Genomic DNA, 18,501 nt, shown 5'->3' with positions numbered 1-18,501 from the left:
CATCGTTTTTGATCGCCGAAGCGCTTGGCGTCGCCGGGCCACACGGGTAAACAGGAACCATGATTGGTAACGACGACAACAACAGATTGCCAGAGGGCGTGCCGGGAGGCCTTCCGGTGTTCGAGCCCGGCTGGGTTTGGCTTGCAGGTGCGGGGCCGGGCGATCCCGGCCTTTTGACGCTGCACGCGCTCAATGGCCTGCGTCAGGCCGATGTCGTGGTCTTTGATGCCCTTGTCGATCAGAGCATTCTTGCCTGGGTCAAACCCGGTGCGGTGACGGACTATGCCGGCAAACGCGGCGGCAAGCCAAGCCCGAAGCAACGCGACATCACGCTGAAGCTGATCGATTACGCCCGTCAGGGCAAACGCGTGCTGCGCCTGAAGGGGGGCGATCCTTTCGTCTTCGGCAGGGGCGGCGAGGAAGCACTCGGTCTGGTCGAAGCCAGCGTGCCGTTCCGGATCATCCCGGGCATTACCGCCGGTATCGGCGGTCTTGCCTATGCGGGCATTCCCGCAACACACCGCGATTGCAATCAGGCGGTTACCTTCCTGACTGGCCATGACCAGACGGGCCTCACGCCCGATGCGATCAACTGGGACGGGATCGCCAAGGGCTCTCCGGTTATCGTCATGTATATGGCGATGAAGCATCTGGACGCGATAGCCGGCAAACTGATTGCCGGTGGACGATCTGTGGATGAACCTGTGGGTATCGTGTGCAATGCGTCTCTTGCGGGCCAGGATGTTCTGGAAACCACGCTTGGCCGCTGCGCTGAAGAAGCGAGGGCCGCAGGCATCGAACCTCCGGCAGTTGTGTGTGTCGGAGAAGTCGTCCGGTTGCGCAAGGGCCTCGACTGGCTCGGTGCGCTGTCCGGCAAGGTGCTGGACAGTGATCCGCTAGGTATTCGCGTTTCGCACCGTACTGCCGATGCGGGCTGACACTGCCGAGGTCAATGCCAGAGGCGTGTTGATCGCGGCCCCGTCATCCGGGGCCGGCAAGACCACACTGACACTGGCACTGCTGCACGCGCTGAAGTCTGCCGAGCGCTCCGTGGTTTCAGCCAAATCGGGCCCGGACTATATCGATCCGAAATTCCATGAAGCAGCCAGCGGGACGCCTTGCATCAACCTGGATGCCTGGGCGATGGACCGGGCAACGCTGCGGTCGCTCGCAAGCCGTCAGGCGGCGGGGCACGACGTTCTGGTGGTTGAAGGGGCCATGGGCCTGTTCGATGGTGCTGCCAGCGGCAAGGGCTCGGCGGCCGATCTTGCCGCCACCCTGCAATTGCCGGTGATCCTTGTGGTCGATTGCGGCAAACAGGCCCAGTCTGTCGCAGCGCTGGTTCATGGTTTTCAAAGCTTCCGGCCGGATATTCACCTCGCCGGGGTCATCCTCAATCGGGTCGGCAGTCCACGTCACGAAGCCATGCTGCGCGCAGCTCTGGCCCCACTTGAGATCGACGTTCTGGGGGCCTTGCCGAGATCGGAGGACCTTGTCCTGCCGGAACGCCACCTGGGTCTTGTCCAGGCAGGCGAACATCCGGATCTGGAGGCCTTTCTGGAAAGGGCTGGTACCCTTTACGCCCGGCAGATCGATCTGAACCGCCTGAACGATTTGGCTGCACCTGTTGCGGCCACAGAAGCTGCCGCAGAAAACCTGCCTGTGCCGCTTGGTCAGCGCATCTCCATTGCCCGGGACGTCGCCTTTGCCTTTTCCTATCCGCATATGCTGGAGTTCTGGCAACGAGAGGGGGCGGAGCTCCACTTTTTCTCGCCGTTGGCCGATGAGGCGCCGGCTCCGGATGCCGACGCAGTTTTTCTGCCCGGCGGCTACCCGGAGCTTCATGCCGGAAAGCTTGCCGCAGCCGATACGTTCAGAGCGGGTATCTTGAACGCTGCCAGCACAGGTTCGCTGATCTATGGCGAGTGCGGCGGTTACATGACCCTTGGCACAGGCTTGGTTGACGCCGAAGGTTCCCGTCATGAAATGCTGGGTCTGTTACCGCTGGAAACCTCGTTCCAGACCCGCAAGCGTCATCTCGGCTACCGGAAAGTCACACCGCTGGGTGGCCTGCCGTGGCAAGGGCCGCTAACCGCCCATGAATTCCACTACGCCTCGATCGTGTCGGAAGGCGAGGCGAAACGGCTGTTTTCTGCAGAAGATGCCGAGGGAACGGAACTGGAGCACATGGGACTGCGCGCCGGATCGGTCATGGGTTCCTTTGCCCATGTTATCGCTCTCAGCTAAACCACTTCAAGCACGACCAGCTCGCAAGAGACGTCTTCCTTGGTGTGATAGGGACTGTGGATGATCGCCAGCGTCCTTGTCTTGCCGTCCTTTTCCAGCTTCTCGACCTTGGCCTTGAAGCCGTCGGCTTCCCAGGCGCTATCGCGCACTGTCAGGACGATGGGAGCACCCGGCTTGGCGATGCGCAGCAGTTCGTCGATCCCTTTCGGACCCACATGGCCATTCGTGAAGACGCCTGCGCTGACGATGCCGTCATAAACGTTGTCATCAATGCTGGAGAGCGGGCCCATCATGTCGGCCTGGGACAGATAGCGGTAGATCCGCCGGCTGCGCGAATGCTCCAGCATCGCCGGTGTCAGATCGATGCCGTCAATCGTCAGGGCTGAATTGCGACTTTTCAGCTCGCTCCCGACAAGACCAGTGCCGCAGCCGGCGTCCAGCACGAGGGCTGTTTCCGACACGCGCTCAACCAGGGCTTCGGCTGCAATCCTGGGACCGACATAGCCGATGGCCTGAAGCAGATCGTCGTCGTAGGTGTCTGCCCAATCCGCATAAAAGTCGCGTATGGCGTCGGGTTCGCCGGTCAGAGAAATCGCCTGTTTCAGAAGTGGATTTTCGTCGTGCATGGCGCGCTCCTGTGTGAATTGAGTCCTCACCCTAGGCGAGGGCAGGAACGCGATGCAAATGACCGCTCACGGTCAGGCAAACCATCGCTCGAGAAACCTGCAAAGCATTCCGAGACCTCCCGATTACCGAGAGCGACAGGCCGTGGAAGGTCGCTAAGCTCTATATTTTCGCCGTTTCGTCAGGCCTTTGCCTTCTTTTTCGGGCGCAAAACATGCACGTGGTCGGCATCGTAAAGGGCGCTGTCGCGGAAATCCGCAGCAGGTTTCAGGGCATGGCCGACGAAGACCAGCGCCGTGCGGGTGATCTTGGCGGCGCGCACTTCCGCAGCAATCGTCGACAGCGTGCCGTGGATGAAGGCCTCATCCGGCCAGCCGACACGATAGGCGACAATCACCGGGCAATCGGCGCCGTAATGCGGGGTCAGCTGGCGCTCGACTTCCCGCAGATTCCGGATCGACAGGTGGATCGCCAGGGTTGCGCCGCTTTTGCCGAGCGTGTCCAGGTCCTCGTTGTTCGGCATGGCCGAGGATTTCATCGCCGTGCGAGTGACGATGATGGTCTGGGCAACTTCCGGGATTGTCAGTTCGGTCTTGAGTGCGGCGGCCGCCGCTGCAAAGGCCGGCACGCCGGGCGTGACGTCATAATCAATCCCGAGCGCGTCCAGCCGGCGCATCTGTTCCGCGGTTGCGCCATAAATGGAGGGGTCGCCGGAATGAACCCGGGCGACGTCCTGGCCCTTTTCATGAGCGGCTTTGATCTCGTCGATGATGTCGTCAAGCGTCATCGGGGCTGTGTCGAGAACCCGAGCGTCTTCGGGGGCTGCGGCGACGATCTGTTCCGGCACCAGCGAACCTGCATAAAGGCAGACCGGACAGGACTGGATCAGCTTCAGGCCGCGCACGGTGATGAGATCCGGATCGCCCGGTCCGGCGCCAATGAAATGAACGGTCATGATTTGTCATCCGTTTCGAGAATGTCGGAAATGTCGCGCGTTACGTCTTCCACCCGGGGCGTAGCCGGTGGCGGGGGCGCAGTCTCGGCCGCTTCAGCCGGTTTCAGCGCGTCGATCCGTTTGGCATAGCCGCGCGGCGTATAGACAAACGGCTTGCCGTCGCCGCGCATGACCGTGCGTGTGTTGGTTGACCCGACCAGGACGGTGGTCAGCATATCGACATCGTCGACGCTGAGCGCATGCAGGCTGGTGACACGGATGGTTTCTTCTGGACGGCCGAGATTGACGCCGAGAATAACCGGTGTCGCTGCCGAGCGGTGTTCCAGCAGGATTTCCTTTGCGGCCGCAAGCTGTGTGCGGCGGCGCTTGGAAACCGGGTTATAGAAGGCAATCACGAAATCACCCTCGGCGGCTGCCTTCAGGCGCTTTTCGATCACCTCCCACGGGGTGAGGAGGTCGGACAGCGAGATTGCGCAGAAGTCATGGCCAAGCGGCGCGCCAATACGGGCCGAGCAGGCCTGAAGGGCCGATATGCCCGGCGCGTTGGTAACGCTGACGCGCTTGGCGGCAGCGGACACGCCGCCATATTCCTCGTTCCGGTGCAACAGCTCATAGACCAGCGAGCCCATGGCGTAGATGCCGGCATCGCCGGAGGAAATCAGAGCGACGTTCTTGCCCTTGCCGGCTTCTTCCAGGGCAAAGCGCACCCGGTCCTCTTCCGCGCCAAGCGGGAAATTGTGGTGGGTCTTGCCGGTGATGTGCTGGTCCACAATGTCGAGATAAAGCGAATAGCCGACAACGTCAGTGGCCTCGGCAAGAAGTTTGGTGGCCTCCGGTGTGCGCCAGTCGTCCTTGCCCGGGCCGATGCCGATAACCGACAGGTGCCCGCGAGAGCGGCCAACCGCGTCGGTGTTGATCCACTTCGGTGACCGTGCAATGGCGCAGGTCGCGTTTTCGGTTTTCTGCTTTTCGACCTTCAACGTTCCGAACGCGCCGGACGCGGCAAGGGCTGCCCCTTCCGAAACGCCGTAACAGCCGACTTCCTTGTAGACGATAGGAGACGGGTTTTTCAGCCGGGGTGTCTCGCGCTGAAGGTCTTCGGAGGAAAAGACGCGCAATGGCACATCCAGATGCTCAGCCAGTGCGTTGACTGCGGCTTCATCGGCTTTGAGGTCGATGGTCGCGATGCAGGCAACCGCGCCCTTGGCAATGTTGGCTGCCGCGAGTTCGGTCTCCACCAGTTCGATCAGCTCGGCAGAATAGCAACCGCGCGCACAGCCGACACCGACCGCATAGCGCTGCGGATGATACACCAGCCGTGTCGGACCTCCCTCTTCAGGGTGTTCGGTTGCCGACAGCGTGATTGCGGCATCGTCGGCCTGCGGCAGCTTTGCCTCTCTCAGCCATTCGGCGCGGCCTTCAAGACGCACCGGCGCACCGGAGAGCAATTCGGCCATCACCGGCTTGGCATCTTCCGGGTTGGCAAGGCGCCAGCCGCGGGGCGGTACATCCAGCGCCACGCCAAGTTTGGTGTCGCCTGCCGTCGTGATGGCAGCAGTTCCGCCAAGCGCTGTCGCCAGCAGTTTGGCCAGTTCGTTGGCGCCGCGATGACCGCCGAGCAGCGGCACAACACTCTTGCCGTCTTCTGACACAGAGAGCACCGGCGGTTCGCTTGTCTTGTCGGACAGGATCGGCGCAAGCGCCCGGATCAGAATGCCGCTGGCACAGAAGCCGACAATCGGATGCCCGGCCTGAAACAGCAGGCGAATATGGTCGATGGTTTCGTTGAACTGTGTGTCCGCCGTCGGCACACGCCCGGCAAGCCCGTGGATGCGAGCGGTTGAAAACCGTCTGGCGATGACTTCAGCAGCGGCAAGACCGGCCTGGTTCAGGACGAGTAGGATGGGGGAAGCGTCCACGCTTCGTCTCCCTTGTAGATGAGGATCATGGAAAAATAGGGGGCAGCATCGGTCTCAAGATCGATCAGCCGATGCACTTTCTGTTCCGGCAGGCTGGCACGTTCCACGTAACCGGCCTTTTCCAGCAGGCCCATGTCCGAAAGAAGGGCCTTCAGCCGCGTCAGGTGCCGACCAACCTTCATGATGGCAACTGCCTGGGCTTCTTCGATCTTGGTGCGGATTTCCGCATCCGGAAGCGGACCGGGAATAACGGTGAGCACATCGTTGCGTGCCGTGAGCGGCCGCCTGAGCTGAGCCGCACAGGCGGTCAGCGAGGTAACCCCAGGCACGATCTCGATGGTAAAGCGATCGGAAAGCCGCTCGAACAGATACATGAAGGAGCCATAAAAGAAGGGATCTCCCTCGCACAGGGTTACGACATCCTCACCACTTGCCAGAACGGCGGCGATTTCGTCGGCAGCCTTGTCGTAGATCTCCTGAGCCGGAAACCGGTCAACCCGCATTGGCACGACAATCGGGATCTCCCGCACACCGTCGGGGATCGCACCAGCAGCAATCGATCGGGCAAAGCTTTCGCCGGAATCCGGCGCTGGGTAGGCAATCACCTGGGCACTGGCGATTAACCGGTGAGCCTTGAGGGTCATCAACTCCGGGTCGCCCGGGCCAAGACCGATGCCATAGAGAGTGCCGCTCATGATTTGGTCAGGCTCCACTGTGTCACGGGCATCAATGGGCGCCAACCGGTCAAGCCGCCAATGGCGCTTGCCCGATGAACGGAAACTTTCTTCAAGGTGCCTCCATGAGACTGATAGGCGGAAAGAAGTATGGCTTCGCTCTCCAGGGTCACCGCATTGGCGACCAGCCGTCCGCCTCGGCCGAGTGCGGCAAGGCAAGCCTCGACCACGCCGGGCGACGTCAAGCCACCGCCGATGAAGATAGCATCCGGCTGCGGCAGATGTTCAAGGCCTTCCGGAGCGCTGGCATCCAGCAGTTTCAGCTGCGGAACGCCAAGGGCCATGGCATTTTCAGCCGCCATCTGCCGCCGCTCAAGATGGGGTTCCAGGCCGATGGCCCGGGTTCGGTCCGCTGCGCGCAACCATTCGATCGCAATGGAACCACAGCCCGCACCAATGTCCCAAAGAAGAGCGCCGGGATGCGGTTTCAATTCCGCCAGCGTGATGGCGCGGATGTCCTGCTTGGTCATCTTGCCGTCATGACGAAAGGCGTCATCCGCCAGGCCTGGTGTCCGGGCGCGAAACCGCAGCCCCGGGTCGGCAATGACTTCCAGCGCCAGCGTGTGAAAATCGGCAACCTCGGCAGACCAGTTTTCAGCGGTGCCTTCGGCGCGCCGCTCCCTGGTGCCGCCCAGATGCTCCAGAACAGTCATCCGGCTGCGTCCATACCCTTCGTCAGCCAGAAGATCCGCCACCTGACGGGGCGAATCCGCATTGCTGGTAAGGCACAGCATCCGCGCTCCCGGATAAAGTGAGGCCCTCAGCAGATCGACAGGGCGGCCGTGAACCGACAGGCAGTCGGTGTCCTGCAGCGCCCACCCCATGCGCGCCGCTGCCAGCTGAAAGGCCGACGGTGACGGCAGCACGATCAGCTCGCGTGCATCAAAATGTTTGAGCAAGGACGAGCCAATGCCGAACCACATGGGATCGCCTGTCGCCAACACGGCGACACGCGTATTCCTGAGTTCAGCCAGATCATTGAAGACGCTTGCAAAGGGGCTCGGCCAGGTTCGCTTCTCGGCGGTGATCCCACCCGTCAGTTCCAGATGGCGGGCGCCGCCATAAACGATATCAGCGCCTGCCAGCGCTTCTTTGCCGCCGGGGGCCAGGACACCATCTTCGCCGAGGCCGACCAGCGTCAGCCAGGGGTGGTTGTCGGTGCCGGAGGTCATTTGTCCTCCAGACGATACGGTTTGATCACCGGTTTTACCGAAAGATCTTGCGGTTTGCCGTCACTGCTTTGCGACACTTGCCGGGCGCCGCGCGAGCGATGATGGACCGGCTGATCGCCACTGCCTTCAGCTGGTGCCTTCGCTGAGCCACTCGGCTGGGACAGGAACCCGCGCGAGCGCAGAGGCTTTTTGCCACCCACGGATTTCAATCCGGGTGACTTCTGATCGTCTTTCGGGACATCCGCCGCCATCTTACGCTTCCTCCGGCAGACCGGCGGCAAGCGCGTTGACCGCGGCCGCAGCCATGGCCGATCCGCCCCTGCGGCCCCGCACGGCCAGGAAAGGCAGCTTGAAGGGATTGGAGATCAGGGCTTCTTTGGATTCGGCCGCACCTACGAAGCCGACGGGAAAGCCCAGAACCAGCGCCGGTTTTGGCCCGCCGGCGGCAATCATTTCAAGCAGGTGGAAGAGGGCTGTCGGCGCATTGCCAACGGCAACAACGGCGCCTTCCAGCCTGTCCCGCCACAGCTCCACCGCAGCGGCAGAACGCGTCGTGCCTAGGTTGTTGGCAAGTGCCGGAACCGTGGGGTCGTTCAAGGTGCAAACCACGTCACAGCCAGCGGGAAGACGGGAGCGAATGAGACCATGCACCACCATTTCCACATCGCAGAACACAGGCACGGACCGCGCGAAGGCGTCTTGCGCAGCCGACAGAAAATCTTCCGACCAGGCCAGATCCTGCGGCAGGTCCGTCATGCCGCAGGCGTGGATCAGCCGCACCGCCACCGGTTTCAGCCCGTCGGGAAGATGAGACAGCTCTGCTTCCGACCGTACGATGGAAAAGGACTGGCGATAGATCGCCGTCGGGTCCTTTTCGTAGTCGTAGGACGGCATGGTTTCGGTGCTCACGGCAGCCTCAGTCTCCGCGGTTCAACGACCGGGGGCCGTGCGGATGGTCTGCGTGCGGGTAGGGGTGGTGGTGATGGTCGTGATCATGCCCGTGCCCGTGCCCGTGTGAATGCTCATGCTCGTGCGAATGATCATGAGAGTGGCCATGGTGATGCGCGTGATCGTGACCATTGTCATGAGAATGATCGTGAAGATGGTGATCATGATCGTGGTGGTGATGGCCACCCGCCTGAACCTGCTTTTCGCAGGCGCCGGTGCAGATCTCATCGCACAACTGGCATTCCGCTTCCGCGCCGAGGCCTTCCACGTGGTGGTGATGGCTTTCTTGCGCCAGTCCTACTTCCGCCTCGAAGCCGAGCACCTGTTCGCGGTACTTGCACATCTGGCAGTTCATCAGGTTGGCGCCCTGCAAGATCTCCTGAACCCGGTCGGCCATTGTGTCGATCACCTGCGGGTGGTCGTTCAGATAGCCGGCTTTCAGGAATTCGATCTCCGGATGGTTGGCGGCGACTTCGTCCGTGGTCGAATAGATCCGCTGCACCAGAACACCGGTGAACAGGAAATACGGGAACACGATAACGCGCTTGTAGCCGAGCTTCGCCGCATGTTCGAGGCCAGGCCCGACCAGCGGGAAAGTGACGCCGGAATAGCAGGTTTCCGCCCAGCCGAAACCGAAGCCTTCCCACAGCAAGCGGGTAATCTTGCATACGTTGGAGTTTGCGTCCGGATCGGAAGCGCCCCGTCCGACCACCATCAGCAGCGTTTCGTGCAACGGCACGTCGCTTTCGGCGGCGTCGATAGCCTCCTGCACGCGGGCGGCTGCGGCTTTCACCATGCGCGTGTCGACAGCCAGTTCGCGGCCATAGGAGATCGTCATCTCCGGATGCATGGCCTGATAGGTGTTCAGAACCGAGGGAATGTCGTTCTTGGCGTGACCCGCGGCAAACAGCATGCCCGGCACGGCCAGGACGCGGGTGCAGCCGGCCTCGCGCAGCTTGTTCAGGCCGTCATGAATCACAGGATTGGCGAATTCCAGATAGCCATATTCCACCGGCCAGTCGGGAAAGCGGGCCGTCAGGCCTTCCGCCAACTGGGCAAACTGCTTTACGGCACCCTTGTTGCGGCTGCCATGGCCACAGATCATCAGTCCAAGTTTTTCGCTCATTGAGCCGCTTCTCCGGCAGTCTCGTCGTCTTCCGAAAGGGCTTCTGGCGCGTCTTCGGCTTTTTTCTGCTTCTTGTCTTTGAGGGCGATGATGCCGGCGACGAGCGCGGCACCTGCAAGGGCTGCGACCCCGACCCAGTGGGAATGACCGGCGAGTTCACCGAGATGGCCCCCATGGGCAAAGGCGGAGGTTGGCAGCACGGCCGCAAGGCCTGCAAGGATGGTCCGACTGATCATGTCTCTCCCCAGTGGCTGATACCGGATCGGCAGCGTGGTAACAGGCGTCGGGAAGAATGAAAGCAAACACGCGCAAAAGCCGGCCGGGCCGGGTGATCTGCTGATGCCTTGGACAGCTCCGACCTTGGTCCCCTGTTTGGGTCAACCTCATCCGGAATGGCTTTCAGTCCCTCCACGGGACGCCGTCAGGTGGCGGCACCTTAGGGGAGTGACCATAGCGGATCAAGCATGAAAGCGACATCCTTTGGCACAAGGCAGCCACGGTACGGAACCGGCAAAAGCACAGCTTGCTTGGGGGGGCTTGGCAAGAACCGGTTTGTCTTTGTCATCCCTTTGGATTAGGGGGCAGCCGGTCTCCTTTCGGGGGGGCAAGCGCGGCGTCGTAAATGGCACGTGGATACATCCCCTCGGCAACCGTCGGCCACCTCGGCCAACCGGTACAAAAACGGGAGGTACCGCAGGACCCTCGTTGAGCGTAAAGGAGAATTCCACAAAGTGGCGGAGTCCTGTCCGTTCCATCGCAAACCCGACTTTGCGAGGCGCCATTCTGACGTTTGTCCGCCGAACTGCCTCAGCCGGTGCGCAGATAGTGCAGCCTTGTTTTCAGCACGTCGAGGCTGTCTAGTAGGGGCTTCAAGATCCAATGCGCAAGCGGGGCATCATGCAAACTCATCTTGTTTTCACGGTCATTGCCAAGGACCGTCCTGGCCTGGTCGAGCGGATGGCGGAGATCATCGCCGGCACGGGCGGCAACTGGATCGAAAGTTCCATGGCCCGTCTGGGTGGTGAATTCGCAGGTATCGTGCGAATCGCGATCGAGGGGCTGCGTGCCGACGAACTGGTGGAACAGCTGCAGGCTCTTTCCGCCGATGGGATCGACATCACCCTTCGCTCCGACCAGACGGGCGCCGAATTGCCGAAAGGGGCGTCCGCCCATCTGGATCTGGTGTCTCAGGACCACCCGGGCATCCTGCGCGATATTACGCGCGTCCTTTCAGAAAAGGGCGTCAGCATCGAGCATCTGGAAACCGAAGTCGTCACCGGCTCGATGCAGGGCGAAGCCCTGTTCAAGGCCTCCGCCGATCTGCGTCTGCCAAGCGGGCTGGACCCTGCAGCCTTAAGCGACGCGCTTCAGGAGATGGCAGGAGACCTGATGGCGGATATCAATCTGATTGACTGAAGTCTGTCAGTCCTGCCAGACGGATGCTTTGCCGGAAAGGCTTGGCACAAGAGGGGCTGCACACAATGCTCGACCAGCTGGACTTTACCGGCGAACTTTGGCTGTCCGCCGGTCCAGGTGGCTGGACTTTCGTCACATTACCGTCTGTCTGTGCCGATCAGATCCGGTTTTTCACAGGTAGCCGCAAGGGTAGCGCCTGGGGCATGATCAAGGTAAAGGCGCGGATCGGTAAGGCCGAATGGAGCACCACCATCTGGCCGGACAAAGCGTCCGGTTCGTTTTTGCTGCCGGTCAAGGCGGCGGTCCGCAAGAAAGAAAAAATTGCAGCGGGAGATACTGTCGACGTGAGCCTTTGGCTGCAGGTGCCGCCGGGGTTCTGAACGCGGGGAGGGCGGTTTGAACCGTCAGTCTTTCGTGAGTCTCAGCCGGCCAATGTCAAGTGGCAAGCGCCCAATCGGCCGCATCCGCGCGTGCCCCGATCAGGGCCAGACCGTTGGCAACAGACGTCAGCTCATTCCCGCCGGAAATTCGTTCCTGGCCGAAACGTTCGGCGAACTGGCGGCGCACTGCAGGCACGAAAGACGTACCGCCCGTCATGAACACCCGGTCGATATCGGCTTCGCTCAGGCCGGCCTTTTCCAGCGTGACATCCAGGGCCTGATCCATCTTCTTCAGGTCCGGCGCGATCCAGCCGTCGAAATCCGCGCGCTTCACGGTTGCCCGGAAGTCGGGCCCCAGCGGGGCAAACGTCAGCTCCGCCTCATCTTCGGACGACAGCAGTGCCTTGGTCTCCGAGACGGATTTGTAAAGCGGGTAGCCCTGGTCCTCTTCCACCAGGTCGATGAACAGTTCGATCTTCTCTGGCTCAAGGCAGTAGCGCAGCAGCTTCTTCATTTCCTTGAAATCGTCGGAGGTCTTGAAGATCGACAGCATGTGCCAGCGCGCAAAGTTGGAAAAGAGGTTGGGCGGGATCTCCAGGATCTTGCCCATGCTTTTGTATGCCGACCCTTTGCCGAGCTTCGGCAGAACCACGTTGTCGATGATGCGGTAATCGAACGTATCGCCGGCAATGCCGACCCCGCCACGGCCGAGCGGCGTGGCCTTCAGATGCCCGGCTTCGGTTTCAAACCGCATGATCGAATAGTCGGTCGTACCGCCGCCAAGGTCGGCAACCAGAATGGTTGTGTCCTGTTCCAGCGACTGCGCATAGGAAAAGGCGGCGCCCACCGGCTCCATCACGAAAAGGATGTCCTCAAACCCGACCTTCTGAAACGCCTTCCGGTACCGCTCCATCGCCAGCCCTTCATCCGGATTGTGCCCGGCAAACTCCACCGGCCGACCGACCACAAGCCGCGTCGCCGCCGGATCAAACGCAGCCCCAGCCCGCTCAAACGCCCGCTGCAGAAACGTCGCCATCAGATCTTCAAACTCAAACCGGACGCCGAACACGCCCGTACCCTTGAAAACCCGGCTCGCCGCAAACGTCTTCAGCGACTGGATAAACCGCACATCCCCAAAACTCTCCAGAAACTGCCGGATCGCCCAGGGCCCAACCTCCGCATTCAACGCCCTGGCAGGCCCCCGGTCGAGAAAACTGAGAACGGTTGGAAGCGAGGTGAAACTGTCATTGCCATCAACAAAACTGATCGGCGCCGTCGCCCCCACCCCCTGCGCCGAAACCGCGACCGTGTTGGAGGTGCCGAAGTCGAGGCCGATGGTTCGGGACATGGGGAATTCCTTTTGAAAACGATGGGCGGGTGGCACAACCAGTTCGTAGCCTGACTGACCTTCCTCCAGCCGTACTTGAAACAATGGTGCTTCAAGCAATCAGGCCGCGCGGAACTCTCTGATAATGGAATGGTCGTGCGGGATATGCGGGAACAGGACGAAATGCAAGCCAAAACGGGACGTTTAGCATGATTTCGATCGGGTGAAGGTGAGCGTTTCAATCATCAAGTGAATGGTTTCGTTTGGAAAAAAAATTGGTCAGGACTAAAACGGGAAACTAATGGCGGGCCTATTCGCAGGTCCTGAGGCGCCAGCTTTGATAATCGGAGAGCCAAAGGGTGGAAGGTTTGTGGGTGCGAAAAGATGACGGTGTGCATACAAGTCCGGCCACTGCCAACCTGGCTTCTTTTGGTGGAAGCATTAAACCGATTCACTGCCCGCTATTCATGTCCTTTAAAATGCCTTCTTCATCGTGACATTCTGGCACTATGTTGCTGCGCGGAAATTCTTTATGATAAAAGCAGCCAGCACATGGACTTGGAATGATCAAAGGTCTAACCCAGTCAGACGGTTGACGTTCTGATTGCGCGTCATCAGAGACCATTAACTGCAGATTGGCAACATGCACTCAGAATCATTGCGCCAGAGCCTGAAACGCCAATTCGCGATTACTTTCGCCCTGATCGTCCGCGAAATGACCACCCGCTACGGCAACAAGTTCGGCGGCTACATGTGGGCGGTGCTGGATCCTGTCTTGTACATAATGATTATGACAACGGTTTTCTCTGCAATCGCTAGGGTTCCGCCGCTGGGGCGAAGTTTTGCATTGTTTTTCGCAACAGGTTATCTGGCGTTTTATATGTATCGCTCTACGTCAGATCAGGTGAGTGCTGCAGTCGAAGCCAACAAGGCCTTGTTGAATTATCCCGTGGTGAGGCCATACGATACAATCATAGGTCGAGTCGTGTTGCAGGCCGCAACATTATTTGTTGTAAATATTGTATTGTTTGGAGGGCTGTATCTATCAGTTCCGTTTGAACGAATCGATCTTGCCCCTATTTTCTTAGCTTCTACAATCGCCATAACTTTGGGGGCCGGCGTGGGAGCTGCAAATATAGTTTGGTTTCATCTTAGTAGCACGTATCAGCAAATATGGGGCATTATCAACCGTCCCGCCTTTATTGTTTCCGGTGTATTTTTCTTACCAGATTCTATCCCTCACCCTTTTAGGGAATGGTTAATGTGGAACCCGTTAGTTCATGTAATTGGATTATTCCGAACTGGGTTCTATCCTACTTACCGGGCTTCATACGTAGATATGCCCTATGTTCTCGGGCTTTCAGTGTTTTCGATCGTTTTCGGCCTTTTTCTTGTTTGGCTTTACGACGCGCAATTGCGGGAACCAAAATGATCAGACTGGACCGGGTGACCAAGCGCTTCAAGTTCAAAGGGGAGATGCGCTACATTGCAAAAGATGTTTCTTTCACTGTTCCCAGGGGTAATAGTATTGGGCTGCTTGGCCGAAACGGGGCAGGTAAATCAACATTACTTAGACTCATAGCTGGGACAATAAAACCGACATCAGGTAGGATCATCCGATTGTCAAATGTATCCTTTCCTCTAGGGTTTCAAGGCAGCTTTAACGGAACTTTGACTGGCGAGCAAAATGTCAGGTTCGTGGCGCGTATCTACGGACACGATACGGAAGAATTAATTGATTATGTGCAGGATTTTGCCGAGCTAGGTAAATCCTACTACATGCCAGTAAAAAGTTACTCGTCTGGCATGAAAGCGCGCCTTGCTTTCGGTGTCAGTATGGGGATTGATTTCGATTATTATCTGGTCGACGAAATCACCGCAGTGGGAGATTCCAATTTTAAAAGGAAATGTAAACGGGTATTCGAAGAAAAACTTCAGAGCTCAGATATTATTATGGTCTCGCATTCGAATGGCTCACTCAAAGAATATTGTACGACTGGAATTGTGTTAGAAGATGGAAGCCTAACGTATTTCAACGATATTGACGATGCAATTAGGATGCATAACGACAACATGGCACGCCGATAGGCTAGTCCGGTCTGAAATGAAGGTTAGATTGAGTATGTCCGCGGTCGGAAAAGTTTCTGAAAAAGATGGAATAGACACGTCTAAAGGTGCGGTTTTCAATCTTCCTTCCAAAAAAAAGGGGGGGGGCGTTGCCAAATCAAGGATAAAGGAGGGGGGGCTCGTAACGAGGCTTAAGAAGTCCGGTCTCGATCCACAAAAACTTTTAGATCTTGCATTGCCCGGATCAACAGCAAAGTCTGTCACGAAGAGGCGGCATAGAATGATTGTGCTTGGCTTCCTGTTCTTCGTTGCTGTCCCGGCCACCGTCTTTTCCGTTTATATGTTCTTCTGGGCGAGCGATCAGTATCATAGCAAGACGGCGTTTTCAGTGCGCAGTTCTAATCCTGTTGCTGCTACGGAAATACTTGGTATGGTCATGGGAGGGGCAAGTGAATCAACATCATCAGATAGTTATATTCTTACAGACTATTTAAGAAGTCAAGCTGTGCTTAAGGACTTGCCTCAAACACTGGACCTTCAAGCCATATTTAATCGAGAACCTTCAGATTTTCTTTTCAGCATGGGCAAGGATCTACCGGTTGAAGACCGGTTGAATTACTGGAACGATATGGTTGACGTCAGCTTCGATGCGACCTCAGGGGTCATTCAGGTTGAAGTGCGCACGTTTCGACCGGAAGATTCTGTCGAAATTTCCAAAGCTATCCTCAAACTTAGTGAGGGGTTGGTCAACGAATTGTCGGAAGCTAATCGCCGCGAAACGGTCCGGTTTGCGGAAGAAAGCGTTGCCAAGGCCGAGGCGCGTTTGAAAGCAATTCGCAAGCAAATGTTGACTTATAGGAACGAGACGCAGGAAGTTAGTCCAGAGGAAAATGCCAAGCTTGCTACGGAAATGATTGCCGGATTGGATCAGCAAAGGGCGAGCCGGGAAGCAGAAAAAAAGACGCTGATGAGTTACTTGGACGAGGACTCCCCGCGCATCAGGCTGCTGAACCAGCAAATCGAGGCCCTGGAGGGTCAAATCTCAAGTGCGCGTAAGCGTCTTGGATCTGGTGTCTCCCCACAAGGTGATCCTGATAATGTAAGCAGAAAGGCACTTTCTTTTCGATTGGCTGACTATTCGGACTTGGCGTTGGAAGAAGAGTTCGCACAGCAACTTTATGTTACATCTCTAGCGAGTCTAGAAAAGGCTCGTCAGGAAGCGGACAGTAAGCATTTATATTTGGCGACCTTTATTGAGCCGACGCTCTCGGAAGATGCGCAATATCCAAGCCGGATATTATATTCGCTTGCCGCATTTTTACTGTTGGCCGGAATTTGGTCCGTAGTGGTTCTGATGTACTATAATGTGCGAGACCGTACATAATCCTAGCCACTGGTTTCTGCTAGTTCTCCATCGCAATGCAAAAATGAGTTAAATGAATATTGGTCTAGCGACATCTGGCCTATGGCGCCTTCGTGACGCGGTCGAGTTACTGACTGATGGCGAAGCTTGCAAGCTTGCATATTGGGGAGGTCAGCTTGATGCTATCGCGGGCTGGGGGCACAAGCCTACTGCAGCAAAGGCCCGACAAAAGGCTCGCAAGCTTAAAAAGCCTTATGTGGCCTTTGAGGATGGCTTTCTACGGTCCATTTTGCCTGGTGACTCGGAAATGCCACTTGGAATGGTAATGGATCGGACTGGTATCTATTATGATGCGTCCCGGCCGAGTGATGTCGAAACGTGCATCAACCGTCGTCAATCTATTGGTAGCGAAATGAGTGTTATTCGGGCGATGGAGCATCTGCGCGCGAGTCGATTATCTAAATACAACTATGCATTGATTGATAATCTCGGCAAAATTGACCTTTTGTCATCAGACAGAAAGGAGCGGGTGCTGGTAGTAGATCAGACAGCGGGGGACGCATCTATTATTGGTGCCGGCGCGACGGCTGAAAGCTTTGATGTTATGTTGGCGGCTGCTGTCTCGGAAAACCCGGGCTCTGAAATTCTGTTGCGAGTACATCCTGAAACGATGCTTGGTCAAAAATTAGGGCATTTCAGCCTAGACCGACTGGTAAGTCTTGCCAAAAAGAATAGCGAGCTGGAACGCTGTCATCTGGAAGGCCGGCTGAGGTTCATGTCAGAGCCCGTCAATCCTTGGGTGCTTTTGGAGGCATGTGCAAAGGTTTATTGCGTTTCAAGCCAGTTAGGTTTTGAGGGTGTTTTGGCTGGGTGTGAGGTCCATTGTTTTGGAACGCCATTCTATGGCGGTTGGGGCATAACTTGTGATCGATCGGCGACCCAGATGTCCCGGCGCAAAACGGCGACAGTCGAGGCAGTTTTCGCGGGTGCCTATATTGATTATAGCTTTTATATTGATCACGAAAGCAAATCGTTGATGAATATCCATGAAGCAATCGACGTTTTGTCACAAAGACGAAAGAGTTTTCAAACAGCACAGAAACTCATTTCTGACGTTTAAATTTTAGGCAAGTGTGACGAGTAGTTGGTGTTAAGAAAAATCCCAGTCTGCTCTTGTCCTTGCCACAGGGATATGGGAATAGAGCGGCAAAAGGAATGGCAACTAATTCAGGCGAAACGGCTTGTAGCTAGATGCCAACCAAGGTTCAAATTTGGCCGAAAAGGTGACAAAATGGTTGAAGTAAAAGTTATCGCCGAGATCGGCTGTAATCACAAAGGCGACATGGATATCGCCAAGGAACTGATTCAGGTTGCGAGCAAGATATGCGGTGCGGATGTAGCGAAATTTCAGAAACGGCACAATCGTGAGCTTCTGACGCCCGAAGAATATGACACCCCGCATCCGGTGCCGGAAAATTCTTATGGTCCGACGTATGGTGCGCACCGCGAATATCTTGAGTTTTCTGTCGGTCAGCACAAGGAGCTGCAGGAAGAGTGCCGACTTGCTGGCATCGACTATTCCACATCGGTCTGGGACCTGACTTCCGCGCAGGAAATCGCAGCGCTGAAACCGAACCTGATAAAATTGCCGTCTGCAACCAACCAGCACTTCGTCTTGCAGGAGTTTCTTTGCAAGAACTATGACGGTGAGATCCACGTTTCGACCGGAATGACCACGCGAGACGAAATCGAAAAGGTCATTGCCTTCTACGAGAAGCACGGCCGTGCCAAGGACCTCGTGGTTTATGCCTGCACCTCCGGATACCCTGTTGCCTTTGAAGACCTTTGCCTGATGGAAATCAACACGCTTCAGGAAAAATACGGCGACCGCGTCAAGTCCATCGGTTTCTCAGGTCACCATCTGGGGATTGCCGCTGACGTTGCGGCCATGGCTCTCGGGGCCGCCGGTTACGAGCGTTATGGCAAGGGTAAGTTCGAATATATCGAGCGACACTTCACCCTCGACCGGACCTGGAAAGGTACTGACCACGCAGCCAGCCTTGAGCCGGACGGGCTTCGCCGTATGTGCCGCGATCTGCACAATGTTGCCAAAGCACTCGAGTTCAAAAAATCCGATCTTCTTGATGTCGAGAAAGTGCAGCGCGACAAGCTGAAATGGCGTGAGGAAAAGCACGGGACCAACATCCGCCAGGTGTCTTAAGT

General features: G+C 57.5%; 19 protein-coding genes. 9 read left to right on the top strand and 10 right to left on the bottom strand.

The genetic code is table 11. The features are described 5' to 3' along the window. Positions 1 to 59: 59 nt before the first annotated feature. Together cobA and FMN63_RS14895 are read left to right on the top strand one after the other, a co-directional pair. Positions 60 to 938, top strand: coding sequence for a uroporphyrinogen-III C-methyltransferase (cobA, locus tag FMN63_RS14900; RefSeq protein WP_148584729.1), 879 nt, complete (start codon positions 60 to 62; stop codon positions 936 to 938). Beyond that, positions 928 to 2,247 carry a cobyrinic acid a,c-diamide synthase CobB gene (locus FMN63_RS14895; protein WP_148584728.1) on the top strand — a complete coding sequence of 440 codons (1,320 nt, stop codon included), beginning with the start codon at positions 928 to 930 and terminating at the stop codon, positions 2,245 to 2,247. The genes cobA and FMN63_RS14895 overlap by 11 nt, the downstream gene beginning before the upstream one ends. Here the strand turns inward: FMN63_RS14895 and FMN63_RS14890 are convergent. From FMN63_RS14890 to FMN63_RS14850, 9 genes are all read right to left on the bottom strand, one after another. Continuing rightward, positions 2,244 to 2,873 carry a class I SAM-dependent DNA methyltransferase gene (locus tag FMN63_RS14890; protein ID WP_148584727.1) on the bottom strand — a complete coding sequence of 210 codons (630 nt, stop codon included), beginning with the start codon at positions 2,871 to 2,873 and terminating at the stop codon, positions 2,244 to 2,246. The genes FMN63_RS14895 and FMN63_RS14890 overlap by 4 nt on opposite strands. Before the next feature lie 179 nt (positions 2,874 to 3,052). Then, complete coding sequence (gene cobM, locus FMN63_RS14885) at positions 3,053 to 3,826, bottom strand: precorrin-4 C(11)-methyltransferase (RefSeq protein ID WP_148584726.1); 774 nt, start codon at positions 3,824 to 3,826, stop codon at positions 3,053 to 3,055. Continuing rightward, complete coding sequence (gene cobJ / locus FMN63_RS14880) at positions 3,823 to 5,745, bottom strand: precorrin-3B C(17)-methyltransferase (protein WP_148584725.1); 1,923 nt, start codon at positions 5,743 to 5,745, stop codon at positions 3,823 to 3,825. The genes cobM and cobJ overlap by 4 nt, the downstream gene beginning before the upstream one ends. Continuing rightward, on the bottom strand, positions 5,715 to 6,440 hold the full coding sequence (gene cobI / locus FMN63_RS14875) for a precorrin-2 C(20)-methyltransferase (RefSeq protein WP_205514037.1): 726 nt from the start codon (positions 6,438 to 6,440) through the stop codon (positions 5,715 to 5,717). Before cobI ends, cobJ begins: the two co-directional genes overlap by 31 nt. Then, the gene (gene cbiE / locus FMN63_RS14870; protein WP_148584723.1) at positions 6,437 to 7,651 is read right to left on the bottom strand and encodes a precorrin-6y C5,15-methyltransferase (decarboxylating) subunit CbiE; all 1,215 of its coding nucleotides are present in this window, start codon (positions 7,649 to 7,651) and stop codon (positions 6,437 to 6,439) included. The genes cobI and cbiE overlap by 4 nt, the downstream gene beginning before the upstream one ends. After that, complete coding sequence (locus tag FMN63_RS14865) at positions 7,648 to 7,902, bottom strand: hypothetical protein (RefSeq protein ID WP_148584722.1); 255 nt, start codon at positions 7,900 to 7,902, stop codon at positions 7,648 to 7,650. The genes cbiE and FMN63_RS14865 overlap by 4 nt, the downstream gene beginning before the upstream one ends. A 1-nt stretch (position 7,903) precedes the next feature. Further along, the gene (locus FMN63_RS14860) at positions 7,904 to 8,545 is read right to left on the bottom strand and encodes a precorrin-8X methylmutase (RefSeq protein WP_148585592.1); all 642 of its coding nucleotides are present in this window, start codon (positions 8,543 to 8,545) and stop codon (positions 7,904 to 7,906) included. Positions 8,546 to 8,567: 22 nt separating this feature from the next. Further along, positions 8,568 to 9,725, bottom strand: coding sequence for a sirohydrochlorin chelatase (locus FMN63_RS14855; protein WP_148584721.1), 1,158 nt, complete (start codon positions 9,723 to 9,725; stop codon positions 8,568 to 8,570). Continuing rightward, a complete protein-coding gene (locus FMN63_RS14850) occupies positions 9,722 to 9,961 on the bottom strand; it encodes a DUF6732 family protein (RefSeq protein ID WP_148584720.1) in 240 nt (79 codons plus the stop codon). The genes FMN63_RS14855 and FMN63_RS14850 overlap by 4 nt, the downstream gene beginning before the upstream one ends. 661 nt (positions 9,962 to 10,622) lie before the next feature. Here FMN63_RS14850 and FMN63_RS14845 point away from each other — a divergent pair. Together FMN63_RS14845 and FMN63_RS14840 are read left to right on the top strand one after the other, a co-directional pair. Further along, positions 10,623 to 11,141 carry a glycine cleavage system transcriptional repressor gene (locus FMN63_RS14845; RefSeq protein WP_162855034.1) on the top strand — a complete coding sequence of 173 codons (519 nt, stop codon included), beginning with the start codon at positions 10,623 to 10,625 and terminating at the stop codon, positions 11,139 to 11,141. 65 nt (positions 11,142 to 11,206) lie between these two features. Then, positions 11,207 to 11,521, top strand: a complete 315-nt coding sequence (locus FMN63_RS14840; RefSeq protein WP_148584718.1) for a DUF1905 domain-containing protein — start codon at positions 11,207 to 11,209, stop codon at positions 11,519 to 11,521. A 55-nt stretch (positions 11,522 to 11,576) separates the two neighbouring features. Here FMN63_RS14840 and FMN63_RS14835 read toward each other — a convergent pair whose 3' ends face one another. Then, a complete protein-coding gene (locus FMN63_RS14835) occupies positions 11,577 to 12,869 on the bottom strand; it encodes an Hsp70 family protein (protein ID WP_148584717.1) in 1,293 nt (430 codons plus the stop codon). 622 nt (positions 12,870 to 13,491) lie between these two features. Between FMN63_RS14835 and FMN63_RS14830 the strand changes: the two genes are divergently transcribed. The 5 genes from FMN63_RS14830 (at position 13,492) to FMN63_RS14810 (ending at position 18,499) form a co-directional block, all read left to right on the top strand. Continuing rightward, a complete protein-coding gene (locus FMN63_RS14830) occupies positions 13,492 to 14,280 on the top strand; it encodes an ABC transporter permease (protein WP_148584716.1) in 789 nt (262 codons plus the stop codon). Further along, positions 14,277 to 14,936: an ABC transporter ATP-binding protein gene (locus tag FMN63_RS14825; RefSeq protein WP_148584715.1), complete on the top strand. Its 660-nt coding sequence runs from the start codon at positions 14,277 to 14,279 to the stop codon at positions 14,934 to 14,936. Before FMN63_RS14830 ends, FMN63_RS14825 begins: the two co-directional genes overlap by 4 nt. A gap of 34 nt (positions 14,937 to 14,970) precedes the next feature. Further along, positions 14,971 to 16,299, top strand: coding sequence for a KpsE/RkpR family capsule polysaccharide export protein (locus tag FMN63_RS14820; protein WP_162530046.1), 1,329 nt, complete (start codon positions 14,971 to 14,973; stop codon positions 16,297 to 16,299). 52 nt (positions 16,300 to 16,351) lie between these two features. Continuing rightward, positions 16,352 to 17,398, top strand: coding sequence for a capsular polysaccharide export protein, LipB/KpsS family (locus FMN63_RS14815; protein WP_148584713.1), 1,047 nt, complete (start codon positions 16,352 to 16,354; stop codon positions 17,396 to 17,398). A gap of 171 nt (positions 17,399 to 17,569) precedes the next feature. Next, entirely contained in the window at positions 17,570 to 18,499 is a 930-nt protein-coding gene (locus FMN63_RS14810; protein ID WP_148584712.1) for an N-acetylneuraminate synthase family protein, read from the top strand. The last annotated feature ends 2 nt before the right edge of the window (positions 18,500 to 18,501 follow it).

This window comes from Stappia sp. BW2 (assembly GCF_008107695.1).
Lineage (GTDB): Bacteria > Pseudomonadota > Alphaproteobacteria > Rhizobiales > Stappiaceae > Roseibium.
This window is presented reverse-complemented; position numbering and strand designations above follow the sequence as displayed.

Excerpts from the sequence above, each read along its gene's own strand:
- FMN63_RS14840 (WP_148584718.1), top strand. The coding sequence starts at position 11,207 with ATGCTCGACCAGCTGGACTTTACCGGCGAACTTTGGCTGTCCGCCGGT.
- FMN63_RS14825 (WP_148584715.1), top strand. The coding sequence starts at position 14,277 with ATGATCAGACTGGACCGGGTGACCAAGCGCTTCAAGTTCAAAGGGGAG.
- FMN63_RS14820 (WP_162530046.1), top strand. The coding sequence starts at position 14,971 with ATGTCCGCGGTCGGAAAAGTTTCTGAAAAAGATGGAATAGACACGTCT.
- FMN63_RS14810 (WP_148584712.1), top strand. The coding sequence starts at position 17,570 with ATGGTTGAAGTAAAAGTTATCGCCGAGATCGGCTGTAATCACAAAGGC.
- cobI (WP_205514037.1), bottom strand. The coding sequence starts at position 6,440 with ATGAGCGGCACTCTCTATGGCATCGGTCTTGGCCCGGGCGACCCGGAG.
- FMN63_RS14850 (WP_148584720.1), bottom strand. The coding sequence starts at position 9,961 with ATGATCAGTCGGACCATCCTTGCAGGCCTTGCGGCCGTGCTGCCAACC.
- cbiE (WP_148584723.1), bottom strand. The coding sequence starts at position 7,651 with ATGACCTCCGGCACCGACAACCACCCCTGGCTGACGCTGGTCGGCCTC.
- FMN63_RS14860 (WP_148585592.1), bottom strand. The coding sequence starts at position 8,545 with ATGCCGTCCTACGACTACGAAAAGGACCCGACGGCGATCTATCGCCAG.
- FMN63_RS14865 (WP_148584722.1), bottom strand. The coding sequence starts at position 7,902 with ATGGCGGCGGATGTCCCGAAAGACGATCAGAAGTCACCCGGATTGAAA.
- FMN63_RS14815 (WP_148584713.1), top strand. The coding sequence starts at position 16,352 with ATGAATATTGGTCTAGCGACATCTGGCCTATGGCGCCTTCGTGACGCG.
- FMN63_RS14845 (WP_162855034.1), top strand. The coding sequence starts at position 10,623 with ATGCAAACTCATCTTGTTTTCACGGTCATTGCCAAGGACCGTCCTGGC.
- FMN63_RS14890 (WP_148584727.1), bottom strand. The coding sequence starts at position 2,873 with ATGCACGACGAAAATCCACTTCTGAAACAGGCGATTTCTCTGACCGGC.
- cobA (WP_148584729.1), top strand. The coding sequence starts at position 60 with ATGATTGGTAACGACGACAACAACAGATTGCCAGAGGGCGTGCCGGGA.
- cobM (WP_148584726.1), bottom strand. The coding sequence starts at position 3,826 with ATGACCGTTCATTTCATTGGCGCCGGACCGGGCGATCCGGATCTCATC.
- FMN63_RS14895 (WP_148584728.1), top strand. The coding sequence starts at position 928 with ATGCGGGCTGACACTGCCGAGGTCAATGCCAGAGGCGTGTTGATCGCG.
- FMN63_RS14835 (WP_148584717.1), bottom strand. The coding sequence starts at position 12,869 with ATGTCCCGAACCATCGGCCTCGACTTCGGCACCTCCAACACGGTCGCG.
- FMN63_RS14830 (WP_148584716.1), top strand. The coding sequence starts at position 13,492 with ATGCACTCAGAATCATTGCGCCAGAGCCTGAAACGCCAATTCGCGATT.
- FMN63_RS14855 (WP_148584721.1), bottom strand. The coding sequence starts at position 9,725 with ATGAGCGAAAAACTTGGACTGATGATCTGTGGCCATGGCAGCCGCAAC.